This window comes from Myxococcus eversor (genome assembly GCF_010894455.1).
Classification (GTDB): domain Bacteria; phylum Myxococcota; class Myxococcia; order Myxococcales; family Myxococcaceae; genus Myxococcus; species Myxococcus eversor.
This window is the reverse complement of record NZ_JAAIXY010000016.1, coordinates 254,722-273,367: the sequence shown is the minus strand read 5'-3', so window position 1 is coordinate 273,367 and position 18,646 is coordinate 254,722. Positions and strand designations below refer to the sequence as shown.

Annotated in this window: 17 protein-coding genes; 10 read left to right on the top strand and 7 right to left on the bottom strand. The window is 69.7% G+C overall.

Going from position 1 to position 18,646, the window contains the following annotated elements; translation table 11 throughout:
- Positions 1-3: 3 nt before the first annotated feature.
- Positions 4-1,599, bottom strand: a complete 1,596-nt coding sequence (locus tag G4D83_RS29895) for a HEAT repeat domain-containing protein (RefSeq protein ID WP_163868253.1) — start codon at positions 1,597-1,599, stop codon at positions 4-6.
- 104 nt (positions 1,600-1,703) lie between these two features.
- Between G4D83_RS29895 and G4D83_RS29890 the strand changes: the two genes are divergently transcribed.
- Genes G4D83_RS29890 through rsmB form a run of 4 tightly spaced genes read left to right on the top strand, consistent with a single transcriptional unit; the run spans position 1,704 to position 5,565 of the window.
- The gene (locus G4D83_RS29890; protein WP_163868252.1) at positions 1,704-2,285 is read left to right on the top strand and encodes a signal protein; all 582 of its coding nucleotides are present in this window, start codon (positions 1,704-1,706) and stop codon (positions 2,283-2,285) included.
- Between the two features lie 28 nt (positions 2,286-2,313).
- A complete protein-coding gene (gene fmt / locus G4D83_RS29885; RefSeq protein ID WP_163868251.1) occupies positions 2,314-3,249 on the top strand; it encodes a methionyl-tRNA formyltransferase in 936 nt (311 codons plus the stop codon).
- A gap of 43 nt (positions 3,250-3,292) precedes the next feature.
- Complete coding sequence (locus tag G4D83_RS29880) at positions 3,293-4,252, top strand: type II 3-dehydroquinate dehydratase (RefSeq protein WP_338041950.1); 960 nt, start codon at positions 3,293-3,295, stop codon at positions 4,250-4,252.
- On the top strand, positions 4,249-5,565 hold the full coding sequence (gene rsmB / locus G4D83_RS29875; protein WP_163868250.1) for a 16S rRNA (cytosine(967)-C(5))-methyltransferase RsmB: 1,317 nt from the start codon (positions 4,249-4,251) through the stop codon (positions 5,563-5,565). Before G4D83_RS29880 ends, rsmB begins: the two co-directional genes overlap by 4 nt.
- A 6-nt stretch (positions 5,566-5,571) precedes the next feature.
- Here the strand turns inward: rsmB and G4D83_RS29870 are convergent, their stop codons facing one another.
- Together G4D83_RS29870 and G4D83_RS29865 are read right to left on the bottom strand one after the other, a co-directional pair.
- Positions 5,572-6,477, bottom strand: coding sequence for a LysR family transcriptional regulator (locus tag G4D83_RS29870; protein WP_163868249.1), 906 nt, complete (start codon positions 6,475-6,477; stop codon positions 5,572-5,574).
- A 148-nt stretch (positions 6,478-6,625) separates the two neighbouring features.
- Positions 6,626-6,919: a hypothetical protein gene (locus G4D83_RS29865; RefSeq protein WP_163868248.1), complete on the bottom strand. Its 294-nt coding sequence runs from the start codon at positions 6,917-6,919 to the stop codon at positions 6,626-6,628.
- A 63-nt stretch (positions 6,920-6,982) separates the two neighbouring features.
- Here G4D83_RS29865 and G4D83_RS29860 point away from each other — a divergent pair, with 63 nt between their 5' ends.
- Positions 6,983-8,092 carry an MJ1255/VC2487 family glycosyltransferase gene (locus tag G4D83_RS29860; protein ID WP_163868247.1) on the top strand — a complete coding sequence of 370 codons (1,110 nt, stop codon included), beginning with the start codon at positions 6,983-6,985 and terminating at the stop codon, positions 8,090-8,092.
- Positions 8,093-8,104: 12 nt separating this feature from the next.
- On the opposite strand, the gene G4D83_RS29855 is transcribed toward G4D83_RS29860, so the two are convergent.
- Entirely contained in the window at positions 8,105-9,154 is a 1,050-nt protein-coding gene (locus tag G4D83_RS29855; RefSeq protein WP_163868246.1) for an SDR family NAD(P)-dependent oxidoreductase, read from the bottom strand.
- A 27-nt stretch (positions 9,155-9,181) separates the two neighbouring features.
- Positions 9,182-9,658, bottom strand: a complete 477-nt coding sequence (locus tag G4D83_RS29850) for a peroxiredoxin family protein (protein ID WP_163868281.1) — start codon at positions 9,656-9,658, stop codon at positions 9,182-9,184.
- A gap of 169 nt (positions 9,659-9,827) precedes the next feature.
- Between G4D83_RS29850 and G4D83_RS29845 the strand changes: the two genes are divergently transcribed.
- The 3 genes from G4D83_RS29845 to G4D83_RS29835 all read left to right on the top strand — a co-directional run bounded on the left by G4D83_RS29845 (position 9,828) and on the right by G4D83_RS29835 (position 13,344).
- The gene (locus G4D83_RS29845) at positions 9,828-10,946 is read left to right on the top strand and encodes an aminotransferase class I/II-fold pyridoxal phosphate-dependent enzyme (protein WP_163868245.1); all 1,119 of its coding nucleotides are present in this window, start codon (positions 9,828-9,830) and stop codon (positions 10,944-10,946) included.
- Between the two features lie 196 nt (positions 10,947-11,142).
- Positions 11,143-12,024, top strand: a complete 882-nt coding sequence (locus G4D83_RS29840) for a hypothetical protein (RefSeq protein ID WP_163868244.1) — start codon at positions 11,143-11,145, stop codon at positions 12,022-12,024.
- A gap of 24 nt (positions 12,025-12,048) precedes the next feature.
- Positions 12,049-13,344, top strand: coding sequence for a choice-of-anchor X domain-containing protein (locus G4D83_RS29835; protein ID WP_163868243.1), 1,296 nt, complete (start codon positions 12,049-12,051; stop codon positions 13,342-13,344).
- 188 nt (positions 13,345-13,532) lie between these two features.
- Here the strand turns inward: G4D83_RS29835 and G4D83_RS29830 are convergent, their stop codons facing one another.
- Positions 13,533-14,684, bottom strand: coding sequence for a hypothetical protein (locus tag G4D83_RS29830; protein WP_205522738.1), 1,152 nt, complete (start codon positions 14,682-14,684; stop codon positions 13,533-13,535).
- Positions 14,685-15,019: 335 nt separating this feature from the next.
- On the opposite strand from G4D83_RS29830, the gene G4D83_RS29825 reads away from it, so the two are divergent.
- Both G4D83_RS29825 and G4D83_RS29820 read left to right on the top strand, forming a co-directional pair.
- Complete coding sequence (locus G4D83_RS29825) at positions 15,020-15,766, top strand: PP2C family protein-serine/threonine phosphatase (RefSeq protein WP_176436929.1); 747 nt, start codon at positions 15,020-15,022, stop codon at positions 15,764-15,766.
- A gap of 147 nt (positions 15,767-15,913) precedes the next feature.
- On the top strand, positions 15,914-17,740 hold the full coding sequence (locus G4D83_RS29820) for a methyl-accepting chemotaxis protein (protein WP_163868242.1): 1,827 nt from the start codon (positions 15,914-15,916) through the stop codon (positions 17,738-17,740).
- A gap of 117 nt (positions 17,741-17,857) precedes the next feature.
- Here G4D83_RS29820 and G4D83_RS29815 read toward each other — a convergent pair whose 3' ends face one another.
- Positions 17,858-18,619 (bottom strand): SDR family NAD(P)-dependent oxidoreductase, encoded by a 762-nt coding sequence (locus G4D83_RS29815; protein ID WP_163868241.1) that lies wholly within the window; start codon positions 18,617-18,619, stop codon positions 17,858-17,860.
- Positions 18,620-18,646 lie beyond the last annotated feature (27 nt).

Genomic DNA, 18,646 nt, shown 5'->3' with positions numbered 1-18,646 from the left:
GACTCAGGTGCGCTCGATGCGCATCAGCAGACGACGGAGGTCCTCGTTGACGCTGGCGAGCTGGGTGACGCCCTGCTCGTCCTGGAGTTGCTTGCGCAGCGTGGGCAGCGCCGTCTCTCGGACCTTCTTCACCGCGTCCTGCGAGCCATCCAGCAGCCACCCCGTCGCGAGGATGAAGGCCAGCCGCACCTCCGTGTCGCGCTCTCCCAGCTTCGCGGCGAGCGCCGGCACATGCTCACCCGAGCCCGTGCGGCCCACTTCCAGCGCCGCGCGCTCCAGCATCGGCTTGCTCGCCTTGTCCATGCGCTTCACCCAGCAGCCCGCATCGCCCGAGCATGCCTGTCCCGCCTCCAGCAGCGCCGCATGTCCCGTCACGGTGTCCGCGCGCTTCTTGCCCAGCGCCGCCGCGTTGTCGCAGCCTTCCTCGCCCGTCGCCTTGCAGTCCGCCGCCGTGCGCGCCGGCTCAGCCGCGGCGATCTTCTGGAGCAGCGGCTGCTCGCGCGCGTCGCCCAGCATGGCCAGGCCCTTCACCGCGATTTCGCGCGAGTACCAGTCCCCCGTGCCAGCCGCCTTCTCCAGCGCGGGCAGCGCGTCGCGTCCACCCAGGCGCACCAGCGCGCGCACGTACGCGTCACGCACCGTCGGGTCCGTCTCCAACACCAGCGTGGTCAGCGGCTTCACCGCCTCCGGCGCCCGCAGCCGCCCCAGCGCGTCCGCCGCCTGCATCCGCACCAGCGACTGAATCTGCACGTCCGAATGCGAGAACGTCAGCAGCTTGAGCAGCGGCTCCACCGCGCGCTTCTCGCGCAAGTCGCCCAGCACCGTCGCCGCCTTCATGGGGTAGCTGGCCGGGTTGACGCCGTTCGTCTTCGCCCACGCGAGCAGCTCCGAGTCCCGCCCCTCCAGCGCCGGCAGCAGCGCATCCGCCGCCGGCTGCCCCAACTGGTACAGCGCGAAGCTGCTCTCCACGTAGAAGGACTTGCCCTTGCGCTCCTTCGTCAGCATCCGGATGAGCGCGGGCGCCGCGCGGCCGTCACCGATGTGGCCCAGCGCCTCGATGGCCTTCTTGTTGAGGAAGGGCTCCACGCCCTCGTCCGTGGCCAGCGCGATGAGCGGCTCCACCGCCTCCTTCGCCTTCATCGCCCCCAGGACCTGGATGGCTTCGATGCGCGCATACGTGTCCTTCGCGCGCAGCAACGGCACCAGCGCGGGCACCGCGCGCACGTCGCCAATCTCGCCGAGCGCCGTCACCATCGCCTTGTTGGCCAGCTGCGCGGACATGTCCCCCGCCGCCGGGTCGATGGCCGCGGACAGCGCCTCCACCGACGAGGCGTGGTGCACGTCGCCAATCGCCCGGGCCAGCGCCGCCTTCACCTCCGGCTTGCGCTCCTGTCCCAGCGCCTCGTGCAGCATGGGCAGGAACGTCTCGTTCACCTTCGTCTTCGTGCGCATCGCCTCGATGAGCCGGACCCTGTCTTCCGCGCGCCGCGTCTGTTGCAACGTCCCCTGCCAGTACTCGGGCGTGTTGGGGTCCGATTTGCACCCGGTGAGACAGAGGATTGCTGCGGCAACACACCACGCTGCGATGGGGCGGCTCATGCAGGCTCCTGGACGTCTGCGGGGTAGTCCTGACCGCCGTCGTAAACCTCCTGTCACGAAGGAAGCAAATCGCCCGCGTCACCTGGGGTACGCTGGTCAACGACATGTCCGACGACACTCACAATGCGTCGCGCCCGGGCTACACCCGCCGGACGTACCTGCTCGACCGGGAGTTCCAGCTCAAGTACATCCTTCTGCTGGCCGGCATGGGCGCGGGCAGCATGGGGGTGTTCGGACTGCTGGCCCACCGCCTCCACGTCTCCTCCGTGAGCGCGGGCGTGGACGGCGGGCAATCGCTCCTTTGGCTCACCGCGTTGGGCTCCGCGGGGATGGGCGTGCTGCTGGGCCTGTTCGGGCTGCTCTTCACCCACCGGGTCGCCGGCCCCGTGCACGTGATGAGCCTCTATGTCGCGGCGCTGGCCGCCGGGCGCTATCCCCGGCTGCGCCCGCTGCGGAAGAAGGATGAGCTGAAGCGCTTCTTTGACAGGTTCAGCGAGGCGGTGGATCGCATCCGCCAGCGAGAGGCCGACGAGGCATATGCCCTGGAGGTGGCGCTGGCCGCGCTCAATCCCGTGGCCACCACTCCCGAGGCCCGCGAGGCGCTGGAGACGCTGAACCAACTGCACACGCGCAAACGTCAAGCAGTGGACAATCCCACCGGGGGCACCTTCAAGTCCGTGGCTTGAAGCGTCGCCGCAGGAGAACCGCAACACCATGAGCAGACCCCGCATCATCTTCATGGGCACGCCCGACTTCGCCGTGTCCTCGCTCGAAGCCTGCTTCGATTTGGGCGAAGTCGTGGCCGTCGTCACCCAGCCGGACAAGCCCAAGGGCCGGGGCAACACGCTGACGGCGCCGCCCGTGAAGGAGCTGGCGCTGGCGCGAGGCGTGCCCGTGTTCCAGCCCGTCAAGCTGCGCACCCCTCCGTTCGCCGAGGAGCTGCGCCGCTTCGAAGCCGACGTGTGCGTGGTGACGGCCTACGGCCGCATCCTCCCCAAGGACCTCCTCGACCTGCCCAAGAAGGGCTGCGTCAACGTGCACGGCTCGCTCCTGCCGCGCTTCCGGGGCGCCGCGCCGATTCAATGGTCGATTGCCTACGGTGACACGGAGACAGGTGTCACGCTGATGGTGATGGACGAGGGCCTGGACACTGGCCCCATGCTCGCGATGAAGCGGCTGCCCATCGGCCCGGAGGACACGAGCGCGACGATGTACCCGAAGCTCGCGGCGCTGGGCGGAGAGCTGCTGCGCGAGTCGCTGCCGGCGTACCTGAGTGGTGAGCTGAAGCCCGTGGCCCAGCCCTCCGAGGGCATGGTGCTGGCGCCCATCATCGAGAAGGACGAGGGGAAGCTGGACTTCACCCGTCCCGCCGTCGCGCTGGAGCGGCGGCTGCGCGCCTTCACGCCATGGCCCGGGGCGTTCACCACGTTGGGGGGCAAGCTGGTGAAGGTGCACCGCGTGCGCGTGGCGGAGGGCCAGGGCACGCCGGGCACGGTGCTGGCGTCGGGGCCGGAGGGGTTGGAGGTGGCATGTGGCGAGGGCTCGCTCGTGCTGCTGGACATCCAGCCAGAGGGCAAGCGGGTGATGAAGGCGGCGGAGTTCCTCATGGGCCACAAGCTGGCCGTGGGCAGCCAACCGTTCGGCACGTAGAGGATATGTCGCGGACGGGACGCGCTTTTTCGAGTACAGGCGGATGGGCATGAGACTGCTGGTGTTGCATGGGCCGAACCTGAATCTGCTGGGTGTGCGCGACGGCACGCGTGGGTTGTCGGACCTGGATGTCGCGTTGCGCGCGCGGGCCAAGGAGCTGGGACTGACGCTGAAAATCGTCCAGTCCAACCACGAGGGCGTGCTGCTGGACACGCTCGCCGCCGAGCGCGAGGCGGTGGAGGGCATCCTCATCAACCCCGCGAGCCTCTTCGGCTCGTACGCCCTCAAGGAAGGGCTGGAGGTGGTGGGCCTGCCCGCCATCGAAGTGCTGCTGCGTCCCCCGGCCCGCGAGTCCGTCGTCGGGGAGGCGTGTGTCCTCCAGGTGCACGGCGCCGGCGGCGGCTTCGAGCCCTACCTGGAAGCGCTGGACACCTTCGCCAGCGGCGTCTTCACGCCCGGCACCCCGGAGCCGAAGAAGTCCCTGGGCCGCAAGCAGGAGAGCGGTGCTCCAGCGGCGGCGAAGTCCTCGTCCTCCTCTTCGGGGAAGTCGATGGGCCGCAAGGGCGCCACCGAGACAGGGAGCGCGCTCGCGCGAGTCCCCGCGAAGCCGCTGGCGCTCCCGTCGGGGCAGGGCGCTTCGGGCTCCGGCAAGTCGATTGGACGCAAGCCGGCCGCCGCGAAGTCCGAGGACTCGGAGTCCTCCAAATCTGGCAAGACGCTGGGGCGCGGTTCCAAGTCGGTGGCGTCGACGACGGACCTGCTCACGCGGGTGCTGGTGCGCCAGAAGATTTCGGACCGGCTCTCCGGAAAGCTCACTGCTTCTGAGCTGTCCACCTGGGCGCGCTCGCGCTACGAGGCCATCCAAGGCGGCGCTCCCGCCGAGAATGGTCAGAGGGACTTGCTGGAAGACAGTCTCCAGCGCCTCACGCTGTCCCACCTCCCCGCGACAAGGCTCTCGGATGAGCAGCTCGTGGACCTGATGACTCGGCTCGACGAAGGATGAATCCCCGCGCACTCGCCATCCTCGTGCTGGCGCGCGTCCGAGCAACGGACGCCTATCTCAACGTGGTGCTCGACACGATGTTGTCGGAGTCACCTCCCAAGGACCCGCGTGACGCGGGGCTCGCCACGGAGCTCGCCTACGGCACCACGCGCCGGCAGCTCGCGCTGGACTACGCCATCACCCGCTTCGCCGACCGCAAGCTGGAGGCCATGGAGGACCGCGTGCTGGCGGCCCTGCGCATCGGCGCGTACCAGATATTCCACACCCGTGTGCCCGCGCGCGCCGCCGTGGCGGAGACGGTGCAGGCCCTGAAGGAAGTGGGGCTCGCCCGCGCCGCCGGCTTCACCAACGCCATCCTCCGCAAGCTCGCGGAGCTGCCCGCGCCGCCGCTGCCCTCGCCCACGGACATCGCCCACCACCTGTCCGTGCGAGAGAGTCATCCGCAGTGGCTGGTGGAGCGCTGGCTGCGCCAGTTCGGCCGCGAGCGCGCCGAGTCCATGCTGGTGGCGGACAACCAGTCCCCGCCCGTGGCGATTCGCGCCAACACGTCCAAGGTGACGCGCGACGCGTTGCTCACGCAGTTGCAGGAAGTGGGCGTGGACGCGAAGGCCGCGACGATTTCGCCCGTGGGCATCATCCTTCCGCCGGTGGGCCGCATCGAGGACGTGTACGGCTACTCGGAGGGGTTGTGGCAGGTGCAGGACGAGGCCGCCCAGCTCGTCGGCGTGTACGGCGCCATCCCCGACAACGCGCGCGTGCTCGACGTCTGCGCGGCGCCCGGCGGCAAGTCCTGTCACCAGGCGCAGTCGCACGACGTGGTCGCCGTGGACCTGCACGCCCACAAGCTGCGCAAGATTGAGTCGGAGGTGAAGCGCCTGGGCCTGACGTCGCGACTGAAGGCCTACGCGCACGACGCCACCGAGCCCTTCCCCGAAGCGTGGGGCGAGTTCCACGCGATGCTGGTGGACGCGCCGTGCTCGGGGTTGGGCACGCTGCGCAGACACCCGGAGCTGCGCTACCGCCGCAAGGAGGAGGACGTCTCCCGGCTGGCCACGCTCCAGCGGAAAATCCTGGAGAACTGCCAGGAGGCGGTGCCCGCGGGCGGACTGCTCGTCTACGCGGTGTGCACGCTGGAGCCGCAGGAGGGGCAGGACCAGGTGGAGATGTTCCTGCGCAGCCACCCGGAGTGGACGGCCGAGCCGCCCGTGCTGCCGGGCCTCAAGCTGCCGCTCACCCAGGCGTACTTGAGGACCCTGCCAGGTCCGGAGGGCTTCGACGGGTTCTTCGCCGCGCGCCTCCGGAAGATGTACTAGCGACGACTACGTATCCTCGGCGACCGGCAGGTTGGCGGCGGCCTTGAACGCCTCCAACACCGCCGCCGAGGCGCGGTCCAGGTACTTGCCCTTGCGGATGAGCAGGCCGATGGGGCGCGACACGGGCCCTTCGGCGAAGGGCTTGGCCACCAGCGAGCCGGCCTTCACCTCGCTCTGCGCCGTGGACACGGGGAGGATGGCGACGCCCAGGCCCATCTCCACCGCCCGCTTGATGGTCTCCACGTTGTCCATCTCCATCACCGGGTTGATGTCGATGTTCTTCTCGCGGAAGAGCCGGTCCAACGCCTTGCGCGTGGGCGCCTCGCGGTCGAACGCGATGAAGGGCACACCGGACAGCGCGGTGAGGCTCACCTTCTGCTTGCTGGCGAAGGGGTGGTTGGGGGCGCAGACGATGGCGAGCTTGTCGTCGCGGAACGGGAGGATGTCCACGCCCGCGCGCGGCTGCGGATAGGCGACGATGCCAATCTCCGCCGCGCCCAGAATCACGTCGTCGTAGACCTGGTCATTGCGGCGGTAGTTCAGCCGCATGTTCACCTTGGGGTGCGCCTTGAGCAACTGCTTCTGCACCGCGTTCAGCTCGTGCAGACCCACCGAGTAGATGGTGGACACGGTGCTGGTGCCGGCGACCTCCGTGGCCTGCTCGCGAATCTCCTGCTCCACCTCCGCGAAGCGCGCGAGAATCTCCTTGCACCCGCGGAACAGCCGCTCGCCCGCGGGCGTCGGCGTCACCTGCCGGGCACTGCGCGACAGGAGCTTCTGCTCATAGCGGTTCTCCAGCGCGCGAATCTGCTGGCTGACCGCCGACTGAGTCACGTGGTTGAGCTGGGCCGCTCGCGAGAAGGAGCCGGTCTCCACCACGTCACAGAACATCTTCAGGGACTCGAGCTGCATGGGCCGCTCCTACTCCCAACCTAATGGTCAGGCCACTATTAATTAGCCTTCCTACGTCACTCCGCCAAATGCGCTAACCCCTCGGGTTGGCCGGCTGTCGGGCAGAGGAAGCGGGAGGGGCCTTGGGTGGCGGGGCCGCCCGGGGGCGTCAGGGTGCTTCGGGAGGGGGAAGCATCCGCCGGCGCACCAGGACGAAGAGGGCGGCGGCCAGGGCCACCAGCGCGCCGCCGAAGCGCGTCTGGAAGCGGCCCATCTCGTGGCTGGCCTGCTGGAGCAGCTCGCACTCGGGGCCGGAGAGCTGGGTGCAGTCCAGGGTGCCGAAGGTGCCCTTGAGGCCGGCGGCGAGCAGCCCGAGGCCCCCCAGGAACATGCCGCCCGCGAGCCCCAGTGCGGCGGCGCGCGGGAGGGAGGGCTTCGGGGGCGGCGGCGGGGGGGAGGGCATGGTGGGTGGGTAGCTATAGCCGCGGGGGAGGGGCGGGCTCAACGGGGGCAGGGGAGGCGACGTATGCTTCCGGGCATGCGAATCCTCTACGGTGTCGTCGGCGAAGGCATGGGCCATGCGACGCGCTCCCGGGTGCTGCTCGAGGCGCTCACGAAGGAGCACGAGGTCCACATCGTCGTATCGGGCCGCGCCCAGGACTACCTGGCCAAGCGCTTCCAGAACGTGCACGGCATCTGGGGGCTGACGCTGGCGTACGAAGGCAACTCCGTGAAGAAGTGGCAGACGGTGTTGCAGAACCTCACGGGCGCGGTGAAGGGCTTCCCGCAGAACGTGCGCCAGTACTTCGAGCTGGTGGATGACTTCAAGCCGGACGTCGTCGTCAGCGACTTCGAGACGTTCAGCTACCTGTTCGCGAAGACGCACCGGCTGCCGGTCATCAGCGTGGACAACATGCAGGTCATCAACCGCTGTCAGCACGAGCCCGCGCTCCTGGCCGGGTACGAGGACAGCTACGAGACATCGCGCGCGATTGTGAAGGCGAAGCTGCCGGGCGCCTTCCACTACCTCGTCACCACGTTCTTCTATCCGCCGACGCGCAAGCGGCGCACCACGCTGGCCCCGTCGATTCTCCGCCCGGAAATCATCGAGGCGAAGTCGGAGCCGGGTGAGCACCTGCTGGTGTACCAGACGTCCACGACGAACACGGCGCTGCCGGACATCCTCAAGGCCGCGGGCATCCCCTGCCGGGTGTACGGCCTGCGCCGCGACCTCACCGAGGACCTGGTGGACGGCAACCTCACGTACCGGCCCTTCAGCGAGAAGGGCTTCATCGACGACTTGCGCACGTCGCGCGGCGTGGTGGCCAGCGGCGGCTTCACGCTGATGAGCGAGGCCGTCTACTTGAAGAAGCCCATGCTCAGCATCCCGCTGGAGGGCCAGTTCGAGCAGATCATCAACGCCCTGTACCTGGAGAAGCTCGGGTACGGGATGTACGTGAAGGCGCTGACGGTGGACGCGCTCAAGGAGTTCCTCGCGCGGGTGCCGGGCTGCGAGGAGGCGCTCAAGGGCTACGAGCAGGAGGGCAACACGAAGATGATTGCCGCCCTGAACGAGCAACTGGCCCTGGCGTATGAGCACCGGGGCCACTGGGCCATGGAGATGGCGCGGGACTGAGCGCGTGCACGCCTAGTGGAGCGGGACATTCAGCTCGTTGTTCCGCTCCGCCGCGCGGCGTGACAGCTCCGTGAGCCAGGAGCGGGTGAGCGGCGTCTCGCTCTGGGCTCCGGTGTGCGAGTCCGGGTTGCTGCTCTGGGGCATCAGCCGGTTGGCCCAGGCGAGCAGCGTCGCCGTCAGTCCGGGCGCGAGCACCCGGCTCACCGCCCCCAGCTTCGCGGCCAGGCCCACCAGCAGCTCCGCGTCCCCCCGGCGGCACGCGTCCAGGATGAGGCGCGCCGCGCGCTCGGCGCCCACTGTCAATCCGGGCAGCGAGTCGCCCACGGCGAACCACGCGTACTCCGCCTCGTTCCGGCCCTTGAAGCGCGCGTTGCGCGGGCTGCCCGTGCGCATCAGCCCCGGGCACACGGTGGTGACCCGGATTCCGTCCTGATGCAGCTCCGCGCGCAGGCCGTCCGACAGGCCCACCAGCGCGAACTTGCTGGCGGAGTAGGGCGTGAGGTGCGGGACGCCGAACTTGCCGCCCACGGAGGCGATGTTGACGATGCGCCCCTCGCCCCGCTGCTTCATCTCTGGCAGCACCGCGAGCGTCGTGTACAGCGCGCCCCACAGGTGCGTGTCCAGCGCGTCCTGGAAGTCCTCCACCGTCATGGACTCCAGCGGCCCCACGGTTATCACTCCCGCGTTGTTGATGAGCACGTCCACCGCGCCCCAGCGCTCGTGCACCGCGCTCACCGTGGCCTCCACCTGCACCGGGTCCCTCACGTCGCAGGGAACGGCGAACACCTGGGCGCCGTCGCGCTCCAGTTCCGTGCGCGCCCGCTCCAGGGAGGCCTCGTCGCGGCCACAGATGGCCACGCGCGCGCCCTTCTTCACCAACTCGCGGGCGAGCACCAGCCCCAGTCCGCGTGAACCCCCGGTGATGAGCACCGTGCGCCCGTTGAACGAGTAGCGGGTCCGCCCCAGCACCTTGCGCAGCCCGAGCGTCGCGCCGATGCCCGCCGCCGCCAGCGTGCCCGGGGTGAAGCGAGGGGCCTGCTTGTCCTTGCGCCATTCAGCCATGTGAGGATTCTCCAGGGGAGCAGGGCGTCAGGGCGCGGGAGCGCTGGCCGAGGTGTCGTACTGGGTGAAGCGCTCCAGCACGGGGCGCGCCTGACGGGCCGCGTCCTCGCCGATGAAGTGGTGACGAAGCAGGCCGTCCGCGTCGAACACGAGCCACGCGGGCGTCTGCTTCACGCCGTACACCTGGGCCATGGAGCCGTCATCCACGGCGATGGGATAGACGAGGCCGTGCTCGCGCGCGAAGGCCTCCACCGCGTTGGTGTCGCGCAGCTCCCTGGCGGAGTGGGTGACGTCCACGCCGATGACCTTGAGGCCCCGGGGGCCGAACTCCGCGAGGAAGCGCCGGAGCGCCGCGAAGTCCTGGGCGCCGCTGTCCGAGGCCATGGAGAAGAAGTGGAGGAGCACGGGCAGCTCGTCGAGCTCCGAGACATGGACGGGGGCGTTGACCCACCCTCCATCTGGATCCAACAGCGTGAGGTGAAGGTCGTGCGTGGGCGTGGGCATAGGGGCTCCCGCGGCGAGTAGGGCCTGCGTCTGAAGGTCGCCCTTCAAGCTATGCATCCGGCGGAGTCCTCCAGGGCTCGCATCGGGGTGTCGACTGCCTGCCCGGAGGAGGGCGCGCGGAGCGGGTGGCGCTGGACGGACGGCGCCCAAGAGGGCAGACAGTCGCTTCATGCGCATCCCTGACTTCAAACTGGAGCGGTACTTCGCGCGCTGGGAGTTCGCCGCGCCCTACACATTGTGCTCCTCGGACATCGAGGGCTGGAAGCAGAAGGAACTGCTGGCTCTCGCCGACACGGACGGCCTGGCCCGCTGGGAGGAGCTGACGCTCGGCTACACCGAGGCCCCCGGTCTGCCCGCGCTGCGCAAGGAGATTGCCGGGCTCTACCAGGGCCTGTCGCCCGAGCAGGTGCTGACCTTCGCTGGCGCGGAGGAGGCCGTCTTCATCCTGATGAACGTGCTGCTGGGCCCGGGCGACCATGCCGTCGTCACCTGGCCGGGCTATCAGTCCCTGCACGAGGTGGCGCGCGCCACCGGCGCGGACGTGACGCTGCTGCCGCTGCGCGAGGAGACCGGCTGGGCGTTGGACCTGGACGCCCTGCGCGGCGCGCTCAAGCCCCAGACGCGAATCATCGTCGTGAACTTCCCCCACAACCCCACCGGCGCGCTTCCAGACTTGAAGACCTTCCAGGCGCTGTGCGCGCTCTGCGAGGAGCGCGGCATCTACCTGTTGTCCGACGAGGTGTACCGGCTGCTGGAGCACGACGCGAAGGACCTGCTCCCCGCCGCCGTCGAGCTGTCACCGCGCGGCTTCAGCCTGGGCGTCATGTCCAAGGCGTTTGGCCTCGCGGGGCTGCGCGTGGGGTGGCTCGCCTGTCGCGACGAGGACGTGCTGCGCCGGTGCATGGCGTACAAGGACTACACCACCATCTGCAACAGCGCCCCCAGCGAGGTGCTGGCCCTCATCGCCCTGCGCGCCAAGGAGCGGGTGCTGGCGCGAAGCCGCGCGCTGCTCGCCTCGAACCTGGCCTTGCTGGACGCGTTCTTCGCGCGCCACGCGGACACCTTCCACTGGGTGCGCCCGCGCGCCGGCAGCGTGGCCTTCCCGCGCCTCCTGCGAGAGCAGCACGTGGCCCGGTTCACCGATGCGCTCGTGCAACGCGAAGGCGTGTTGTTGTTACCAGGTGACGTCTACGACTTCCCTGGCAATCACTTCCGTCTGGGGTTGGGTCGCACGAGCCTTCCCGAGGCCCTGACACGGCTGGAGCGTTTCGTCATCGACACCCGGTGAGATGAAGGCGTGACATGCCACGGCCGCTGTGAAGCCGTGTCTCAGAGGGCGACGCGACGCGTCAGGCTTTGCATTGGCTTCCCGGTTTCCGTGTTCTCGACCTTTTACAGCCCGAGACTCTAGAGTGGCGGCTTCCTCGCCCGGTCCCCCACCAGGCGAGGGCAGCTCCCCCTACTCCCGAGCGGAGGCGTTCACGATGAAGAAGCTGATGGGTATGGCGATTGCGGCCACGTTGTTGGTTGGCACGCAGGCTGCCGCCACCAATTACACGCTGTGGATTCACGGTCGTAACGGCGGCGGTACGCAGGCCGGAAACTACGGCGACTTCAGCTACTGGGGCCCGGCGGGCACCGCGGCGGGCGTGAACAAGAAGGCCGTGAACTGGAACGGCAAGGAGAGCGTCGGCGGGCAGAACGCGCGCGTACGCGACGCCCTGGACTGCTTCTGTACCGGAAACAACTGGTGCTACATCGCCGTGCACAGCGCGGGCAATCTGCAGATTGGCTACGCGCTGTCGCTGTACGGCGGCTCTGCGCGCAGCAAGAAGAACGCGTCGCCCAACGCCAGCGGCGTGTGTGGCAACACCGACGGCAGCACGCAGACGGGCTGGAACATCAAGTGGGTGAACGTCGCGTCCGGCGCCGGCGGTGGCAGCGAGCTGGCGGACGTGGGCGAGTGGGCGGTGAACGAGCCGCTGGTGAGGGACCTGGTCACCACCACGTCGCGCGCCCTGTACAACCACAACACCACGCGCAACGTCTGGTTCTACATGTTCGCCGGCGCGAAGGGCACGCTCTACTCGGGCATCCTCCCCGGGCAGGACGACGAGGTCGTCTCCTATCACTCCACGGGCGGCGTGTCGGGCAGCTCCGGCAGCTCGCAGTGCAACCCGGGTGACTGGTTCTGCGGCGGCACGCTGAACACCGGCACGGCGAACACCAGCGACGGCCGCGCGAAGTGGAGCTTCCACACCGTGTCGCTGCGCGATGACGGCGAGGCGTTCAACCACTACGCCAACGGCAACTGGGGTGGCATCGTCGCGAAGGTCCGCGAGGATGTCGTGAAGTTCGCCTACTGAGCCTGGCTCACTGAAGCACCATCCATGACGCCCAACAGCTCCCCTCCCGCTCCTGTCTCCCGCCCGCGCCGTCTCGGGTGGGGCTTCCTGGTGATTGCCCTGGTCGTCGCGGGGGTGGGGTGGTGGAGCTGGCGCCGGGTGGCCGGCGACGAGGAGGTTTCAAATGAGCCTCCCGCGCTGGCGGATGGCCAGAAGCGCGCTCCCGGAGAGGCCCCGCCGAAGTCGGGCTCCGGGAGCAGCGCGGCGCTGGAGCGGCGCTCGTCGCCGGGCACGGAGGACATGCGTGTGTCCGTGTTAGACCCCGCGCAGCGCGAGCGGCTGGAGCGCCGCGAATTGTGGGCGGAGCGGCTGGAGCGGGCGAAGCGGACGCTGGAGTCCTATGTGTCCGCGACGCGCTACCCGCCGCAGTCCCGCTCCATCCGGGAGCATCCAGACCAGGTGGAGCTCGCGGAGCCGGAGCGCACGCGTCCGTTGAGTCGCGAGCACCCGGACGTGCAGCTTCGGCTGAAGCAGGACCGCGTCTTCGTGGTGGGTGACGAGGTCGTGCACTTCTTCGTCTCGTGCGAGGACGCGCAGCGCCAGCCGAGGCCCTGTCAGGTGCTGTCCGCGTCCGCGCATGAGGCCGAGCACATGCAAGGGGCGGGGGCGGTGCCCGCCGTGCCCGTGGCCTTCACGGATGATGGCGCCGGAGGAGACGCGCTGGCGGGAGATGGCATCTTCACCGGTCGCTTCCAGCCGTCGAAGCAGGGCTTCCCGCTGTACTCGGGCACGCTGCGCGTGGACGTGCAGGTGCGCTCGGACAAGGCGGAGGGCACGGCGTTCCTGGACATCCTCTACACGAATTCGCCGCCAGCGGCCTTCACGGGCAAGGTGCGCGAGGTGTTGGCGGACGGCTCGCTGGGGCTCTACCTGGGCATCAACGTGCGCAAGGCGGGGCGGTACGTGGTGGCTGGCCGCATCGACGACGAGAGCGGCGAGCCCTTCGCGCATGTCTCCTTCAACGAGGAGCTGAATGAGGGGCAGCAGGAGGTGAAGCTCACCGTCTTCGGAAAGCTCGTCCTCGACGAGGCGCCGACGTTCCCGCTGCGGCTGCGCGACGTGGAGGGCTTCCTGCTCAAGGAGTCGGGAGACCCGGACCGCGAGCTGATGACCACGATGCGTGGCTCCGTGCACACCACGAACGAGTATCCGCCGACGTCCTTCTCTCCCGCGGAGTGGGTGAGCGAGGAGCGCCGACGCTACGTGGACGAGTACACGCGCGACGTCGACGAGGCGCAGCACATGTTCGACCAGACGTTCGACGAGGGGAAGCGCCCCTGAGTCGCGTCCCCGCGAAGCCGCGGACGTCGGCCGCTCGAGGAGGCATTGCTCACGTCGGAGTCCACTGAGCCGGGCTCCACGCGACAGCACGGGAGTCGAGGCTCGGCGTGAGGCGCCGTCCCTCGGCCGGCACGGGAATCTTCATGATGTGGCGTGCGGCTCGTCGTTGCCCACTGGTTCGGCCTGCTTCATGCGACGCGCGGCTCGTCGTCGCCCACCGGCGCGGGCTCGATGTCGACATCGGGGACCTCTTCGGCCTCCACGAAGTTCGCGTCCGGCGCGTCGAGGGCCGCCTCTTGCGTCGCGGGTTGAGCCGCGAGGACCTCGGCCGTGAGCGAGGCCTGCTCCGTGCCGGACGGGGTGAATCCGGGCTGCTCCACGAAGCTGTCTCCCTCCGTCGCGAGCTGCTCCAGGAGCGGCTGGGCAATCACGGAGGCGGGCTCGGCCGGCTGGGCGTCGGGCTGGAGCTCCACGGCGTCGGCGACCACGTCCACGCTCTGGGCTCCGAGCGCCGCGCTCACCGGGACACTGGCCGCAGCGGGGTTGGCCGCGAGCGAGCCGAGCACGCCCGCGAAGGCAGCGTCCGCCGGGCCGGGCTCCTCGTCGTCCGGAACCAGGCTGCCCAAATCACTCAAGTCCGCGAGGAACTCCTCCGGTCCCGCGGGTCGCACGGACGCATCCATCAACTCCCCGGACGCATACCTCGCCGCCGTTGAACCCTCCACCGCGCCGCCCTCCTGCGTCACCTCGTCGGTGGCGGGGACGCCGCCCTCGAACCAGTCCAGGTCCAGCTCACGAGGGTCCACCCGCACCGAGGAGGCAGGTGTCCCCATCATGGAGAGCAGGTCCTCCGGCGCGTCCACGCCAGGCGAGGAGGTGTCCAGGTTCTGGAGCTCCCACGCCGCCTCGTCTGGAGAGAGGATGTCCGACGCATCCGGTACGGCCGCCTCCGCGCGCCGCGACGCCCGCTCCACGCCATTGCCGAAGTCGCGCGGCGCTCCCAGCGCGGAGGGCAGCTGCGAGCCGAGCCTCTGCGCGTAGCGCGGCGCCGCGGACTCGAAGGAGCTCTCCCCGGAGAACACGCGCAGCGACGCATGGTCCAAATCTCGCGACGGGCCCTCTTCGCCAACTTCATCCGTGTCGAACGAGGCCAGGAGGGCGTCCGCGCCATCCGCGCCCTCGGCCTGGAAGTCGCTCTCGTCGGAGTAGCCCCGGCGGACCTTCGACACCGGATCCAACGACTCGCTCTGAGTGAGCGGCGCGACGCTGTTGTCCACGTCGAGCGAGGTGCGCCGCAGCGAGGACAGGATGCTCGAAGACAGACGGCGGATGGAAGTCATCGGTCACCTCCCAGGGCGCACACGGCGGACATCATCCGTATTGTCGAACGCCCCGGGTGAAAGTTGCCAGGGGCCTTCCGTGAGGTCCCCATCCACCCTGGAGGAGTGGGGCGAGCGCCCATCACCTGTGGGGTCGCCACCCCTCGTACTGGACAACGTTTCGGGATGAAGGGTGCTTGCAACGTCAGGCACCGAACGGGTGCGGGGCGCACGCCGAGGTCCGATGGCACTCACGCTCCAGCCGCCGCACAAAGAGAGGTATCCGTAGAGGGTGCCCACCTGGGGATGGGCGCTGGCCTCCCGCTTGCTGGGGAGAGGCTCGAGGAGGCGGTGTCATGCTGCGTATCGAAAGCGCGGGACAGACCCATATCGGTCGCCGGCCCCACAACGAGGACTCCTACTGTGTCCTGCCGGAGTTGGGGCTGTACGTGGTCGCGGATGGGCTGGGTGGGCAGGAGGGCGGCGAGGTGGCGAGCCGCTGTGTCGTGGACACGTTCGCGGGCCTGGGGCAGCAATGGGAGCGTGAGCGGGAGGCGGTGTGGCCGGAGGTCGCCGACCCCCGTCGCACGCGCGAGGAAAATCTATTGGCGGCGTGCTCGCTCCTGGCCCAGCGCAACCTCCAGGCCCAGCGCGTGGGGCGGCTGAGCGAGATGGCCTCCACCGTGGTGGCCCTGGCGTTGGGGCAGGACGGCGCGGCGGTGGCTCACGTGGGGGACAGCCGCCTGTACCGGCTGCGGGCTGGAAAGCTGGAGTCGCTGACCCGGGACCACTCGTTCATCGAGGAGCTGAAGGACGTGGGCATGGAGCCCCCGGGAGGCGCCTCCAACTGGCGGCACCTCATCACCCGCGCGCTGGGGACGGACAACGCGGAGCCCACGTTGCAGCGACTTCACGCGGAGGCCGGAGACGTCTTCCTGTTGTGTTCGGATGGCCTCTACGAGCCGCTGGGAGTGGACGGGCTGATGAGGCGCCTGTCGCTCGCTTCCGCGCGGGAGGTGTGCGACGCGCTGGTGGCGGATGCCTTCGAGGCCGGAGGCAAGGACAACATCACCGCCGTGGTGTTGCGGGTCGCCGACGCGTGAGGCGGACGTCAGTGAAGGTGGGAGGGTCAACCGTGAGGAGCCGGGTCATCCCGGCCTTACTGCGCAATCCCGGAAGCTTGGGGTAGGGTGTGGCTTCGGGGGTTCCCCCACCCCGGTCATTTCCCCTCTCGTCCGACACCGCAGCGCATGACGCACAGCCTCGCCGCTCGCCTGACCATCGCCATCACCCTGGTCATCCTGGCCCTCACCGCGCTGTGCGTGACGTTCACGGGCGTCGTGCTGCGCTCCAGGATGAACACGGAGCTGGCCCAGGCCCTCATCCACGACGAGTCCGCCTGGAGTCGCCTGGTGGCCCAGGAGGCTCGCACGCTGAAGGTGCTGCTGCGCAGCGCCGCGGCCAACGCCGAGCTTCGCTCGCTGCTCTCCGGAGCGACGGTGGACGCGAAGGCACTCCAGGCGTTCGCCGAGGCGGAGAAGACGCTGGTGTCGGTGGAGCTGTTGCTCATCACCGGGCCGGAGGGCGGGCTGCTCGCGGGCTCGTACCGGGAGCCTTTGCCCGCGCTCGCGCAGCGGGTGAAGAGCAGCGCGCCCGGGGTGCTCTACGTGGGCGACGCGGTCTTCTGGACGATGTCCCGGCCGGTGGAGGTGGACGGGCGCACGGTGGGACACCTGGTGCTGGGGAGCCGGTTCGACGACGCGCCGCTGAAGGACCTGAGGAATCAGCGGGGCGTGGAGCTGCTCTTGCGCGTGGGGCCTCGGCTCGTGGCCCGGTCCGTGGACGTCGTGGCGCCGGAGGCCTTGCTGGCGGCGGTGGACGCGGACGTGGACGAGGGCCGCGTGGACGTGGAGGACTCGTCGTTCCGCGTGGCGAGGTTGCCGGTGGGCGAGGGGCTGGAGCTGGTGCTGGCGCGGGACGAGAAGACGGAGGCGTCGCGCTTCGGCACCGCGGTGCTGCTCATCGTCGGGCTGGGGCTGTTCACCGCGCTGGCGGCGGGCGGGGTGATTCTGCTGCTGGTGCGCCGGATGACGGGGCCCCTGCGGGAGCTGACGGCGGCGGCGGCGCGGGTGGTGGCGGAGGGCGACTTCCGGGGCACGCTGGAGGTGCACTCGCAGGACGAGATTGGCCGGTTGGCCGCGTCGTTCGCGGAGATGATGGTGCAGCTGCGCTCGCTGTTGATGGCGTTGAAGGGCTCGGCCGAGCAGCTCGAGTCCGCCTCGGCGCAGCTCTCCGAGTCCGCGGCCGTGCAGAACGAGGCGGTGTCGCAGCAGGCGGTGGCGCTGCATGAGACGCAGCTGGCGGCGCAGCAGCTCCAGGAGTCGTCGCGCGCGGCGGCCAAGCGCGTGGTGACCATCCAGCGCGAGGCGGAGAAGGCGAGCGGCTTCGGTGAGGCGGGCGAGGCCGCCGTGTCCGGCAGCGTGGGCGGGCTCACGCACATCCGCTCGCACGTCGAGCAGATTGGCCGCACCATCACCGTGCTGCATCAGCGCACGCGGCTGGTGGGCGACATCACCCGCACGGTGAAGGACCTGGCGGACCAGTCCAACGTGCTGGCGCTGAATGCCTCCATCGAGGCGGCGCGCAGCGGGGACCAGGGCCGTGCCTTCTCCGTGGTGGCGCGGCAGATGCGCTCCCTGGCGGACCAGTCCGCGGGCGCGACGACGCGCGTGCAGGGCATCCTGGGCGACATCGGCAAGGCCATCTCGGAGGCCGTGCGCATCAGCGAGGGCGGCGCGCGGGAGGTGGAGGGCGGGCTGGAGCAGGTGCAGGCGGCGGGAGAGAGCCTGCGCTCGCTGGCCGGCATCATCCAGAGCAATGGCCAGACGGTGAAGAGCATCTCCGATGCCGTGCGCCAGCAGGACGCGGGCATCGCGGAGCTGTTCGCCGCGCTCAGCTCCATGACGGACGTGGCGGACCAGATTGTCGACCGCATGGCGGCCAGTGAGCAGGCCGCCATCCAGCTCTCCGCCGCCTCGGGTGAGCTGAGCGCCATCGTCGGCCGCTATCAGCTCTGAGGCGCCGCAACGCCTCGGGCGGGCTGGACGCGGCGACGCCAGGAGAGGAGGCGTCGGCTCGTAGCGCTGCTTCCCGGATGTGCGGCCGCGCGACCAGCGCCGAGGGGCAGTCGTGGCTCAGCCCAGCTCGCCACCGTCGATGGCGTGCGCGGCGCCGGTGATGGCGCCTGCGGCGTCCGACGCGAGGAAGAGGCACAGCGAGGCCACCTCCTCCGGCTGGATGATGCGACCCATGGCGTTCATCGACGCCAGCGCCTCGCGCGCCTGCTCTCCCGTGCGGCCGGTGGTGTGGGAGATGGCCGCCGTGGCGTTGGAGAACATGTCCGTCTCCACCCAGCCCGGGTTCACCGCGTTCACCGTCACGTTCTTCTTCGCGTACTCCGCCGCCAGCGCGCGCGTCAGGCCCAGCAGCGCGTGCTTGGAGGCGCAGTAGGCGGACGTGTATTTCATCCCGCGCACGGCGGCCATGGAGCCGATGTTGATGACGCGTCCGCCGCCGGCCTGCGCCATGGCGGGCATCAGCTCCCGGCAGAGCAGGAAGGGCGCCGTCACGTTGATGGCCATCACCCGCGCCAGGTCCGCCGTGCTCGTCTTCGTCAGCGGCGCGGACACGGTGATGCCCGCGTTGTTCACCAGCACGCGCGGAGGTCCGTCGGCGAGAATCGTCTTCGTCGCGGCGACCAGCGCGGCCTCGTCCGCCACGTCCACGACGAGGGGACGGATGCGCTCGCCCCCTTCCTTCACCAGCACCTCGAGCGCGTCCGCCGCGCGGGCCAGGGCCCAGACGCGGTAGCCCTCGCGAGCGAAGGTCAACGCCACGGCCCGGCCGATGCCTCGGCTCGCGCCCGTCACCACCACGGTCTTCTGGGTCGTCGTCATGCGCGGCAGCCTAGCGCCCCGGGCCGG

What these genes read in the sequence shown, in the direction of transcription:
- G4D83_RS29865 (WP_163868248.1), bottom strand. Translation starts at nt 6,919, where the DNA reads ATGCCCTCCCCCCCGCCGCCGCCCCCGAAGCCCTCCCTCCCGCGCGCC.
- G4D83_RS29855 (WP_163868246.1), bottom strand. Translation starts at nt 9,154, where the DNA reads ATGGCTGAATGGCGCAAGGACAAGCAGGCCCCTCGCTTCACCCCGGGC.
- G4D83_RS29830 (WP_205522738.1), bottom strand. Translation starts at nt 14,684, where the DNA reads ATGACTTCCATCCGCCGTCTGTCTTCGAGCATCCTGTCCTCGCTGCGG.
- G4D83_RS29820 (WP_163868242.1), top strand. Translation starts at nt 15,914, where the DNA reads ATGACGCACAGCCTCGCCGCTCGCCTGACCATCGCCATCACCCTGGTC.
- G4D83_RS29815 (WP_163868241.1), bottom strand. Translation starts at nt 18,619, where the DNA reads ATGACGACGACCCAGAAGACCGTGGTGGTGACGGGCGCGAGCCGAGGC.
- G4D83_RS29850 (WP_163868281.1), bottom strand. Translation starts at nt 9,658, where the DNA reads ATGCCCACGCCCACGCACGACCTTCACCTCACGCTGTTGGATCCAGAT.
- G4D83_RS29840 (WP_163868244.1), top strand. Translation starts at nt 11,143, where the DNA reads ATGAAGAAGCTGATGGGTATGGCGATTGCGGCCACGTTGTTGGTTGGC.
- G4D83_RS29895 (WP_163868253.1), bottom strand. Translation starts at nt 1,599, where the DNA reads ATGAGCCGCCCCATCGCAGCGTGGTGTGTTGCCGCAGCAATCCTCTGT.
- G4D83_RS29880 (WP_338041950.1), top strand. Translation starts at nt 3,293, where the DNA reads ATGGGCATGAGACTGCTGGTGTTGCATGGGCCGAACCTGAATCTGCTG.
- G4D83_RS29835 (WP_163868243.1), top strand. Translation starts at nt 12,049, where the DNA reads ATGACGCCCAACAGCTCCCCTCCCGCTCCTGTCTCCCGCCCGCGCCGT.
- G4D83_RS29890 (WP_163868252.1), top strand. Translation starts at nt 1,704, where the DNA reads ATGTCCGACGACACTCACAATGCGTCGCGCCCGGGCTACACCCGCCGG.
- G4D83_RS29845 (WP_163868245.1), top strand. Translation starts at nt 9,828, where the DNA reads ATGCGCATCCCTGACTTCAAACTGGAGCGGTACTTCGCGCGCTGGGAG.
- fmt (WP_163868251.1), top strand. Translation starts at nt 2,314, where the DNA reads ATGAGCAGACCCCGCATCATCTTCATGGGCACGCCCGACTTCGCCGTG.
- G4D83_RS29860 (WP_163868247.1), top strand. Translation starts at nt 6,983, where the DNA reads ATGCTTCCGGGCATGCGAATCCTCTACGGTGTCGTCGGCGAAGGCATG.
- G4D83_RS29825 (WP_176436929.1), top strand. Translation starts at nt 15,020, where the DNA reads ATGCTGCGTATCGAAAGCGCGGGACAGACCCATATCGGTCGCCGGCCC.
- rsmB (WP_163868250.1), top strand. Translation starts at nt 4,249, where the DNA reads ATGAATCCCCGCGCACTCGCCATCCTCGTGCTGGCGCGCGTCCGAGCA.
- G4D83_RS29870 (WP_163868249.1), bottom strand. Translation starts at nt 6,477, where the DNA reads ATGCAGCTCGAGTCCCTGAAGATGTTCTGTGACGTGGTGGAGACCGGC.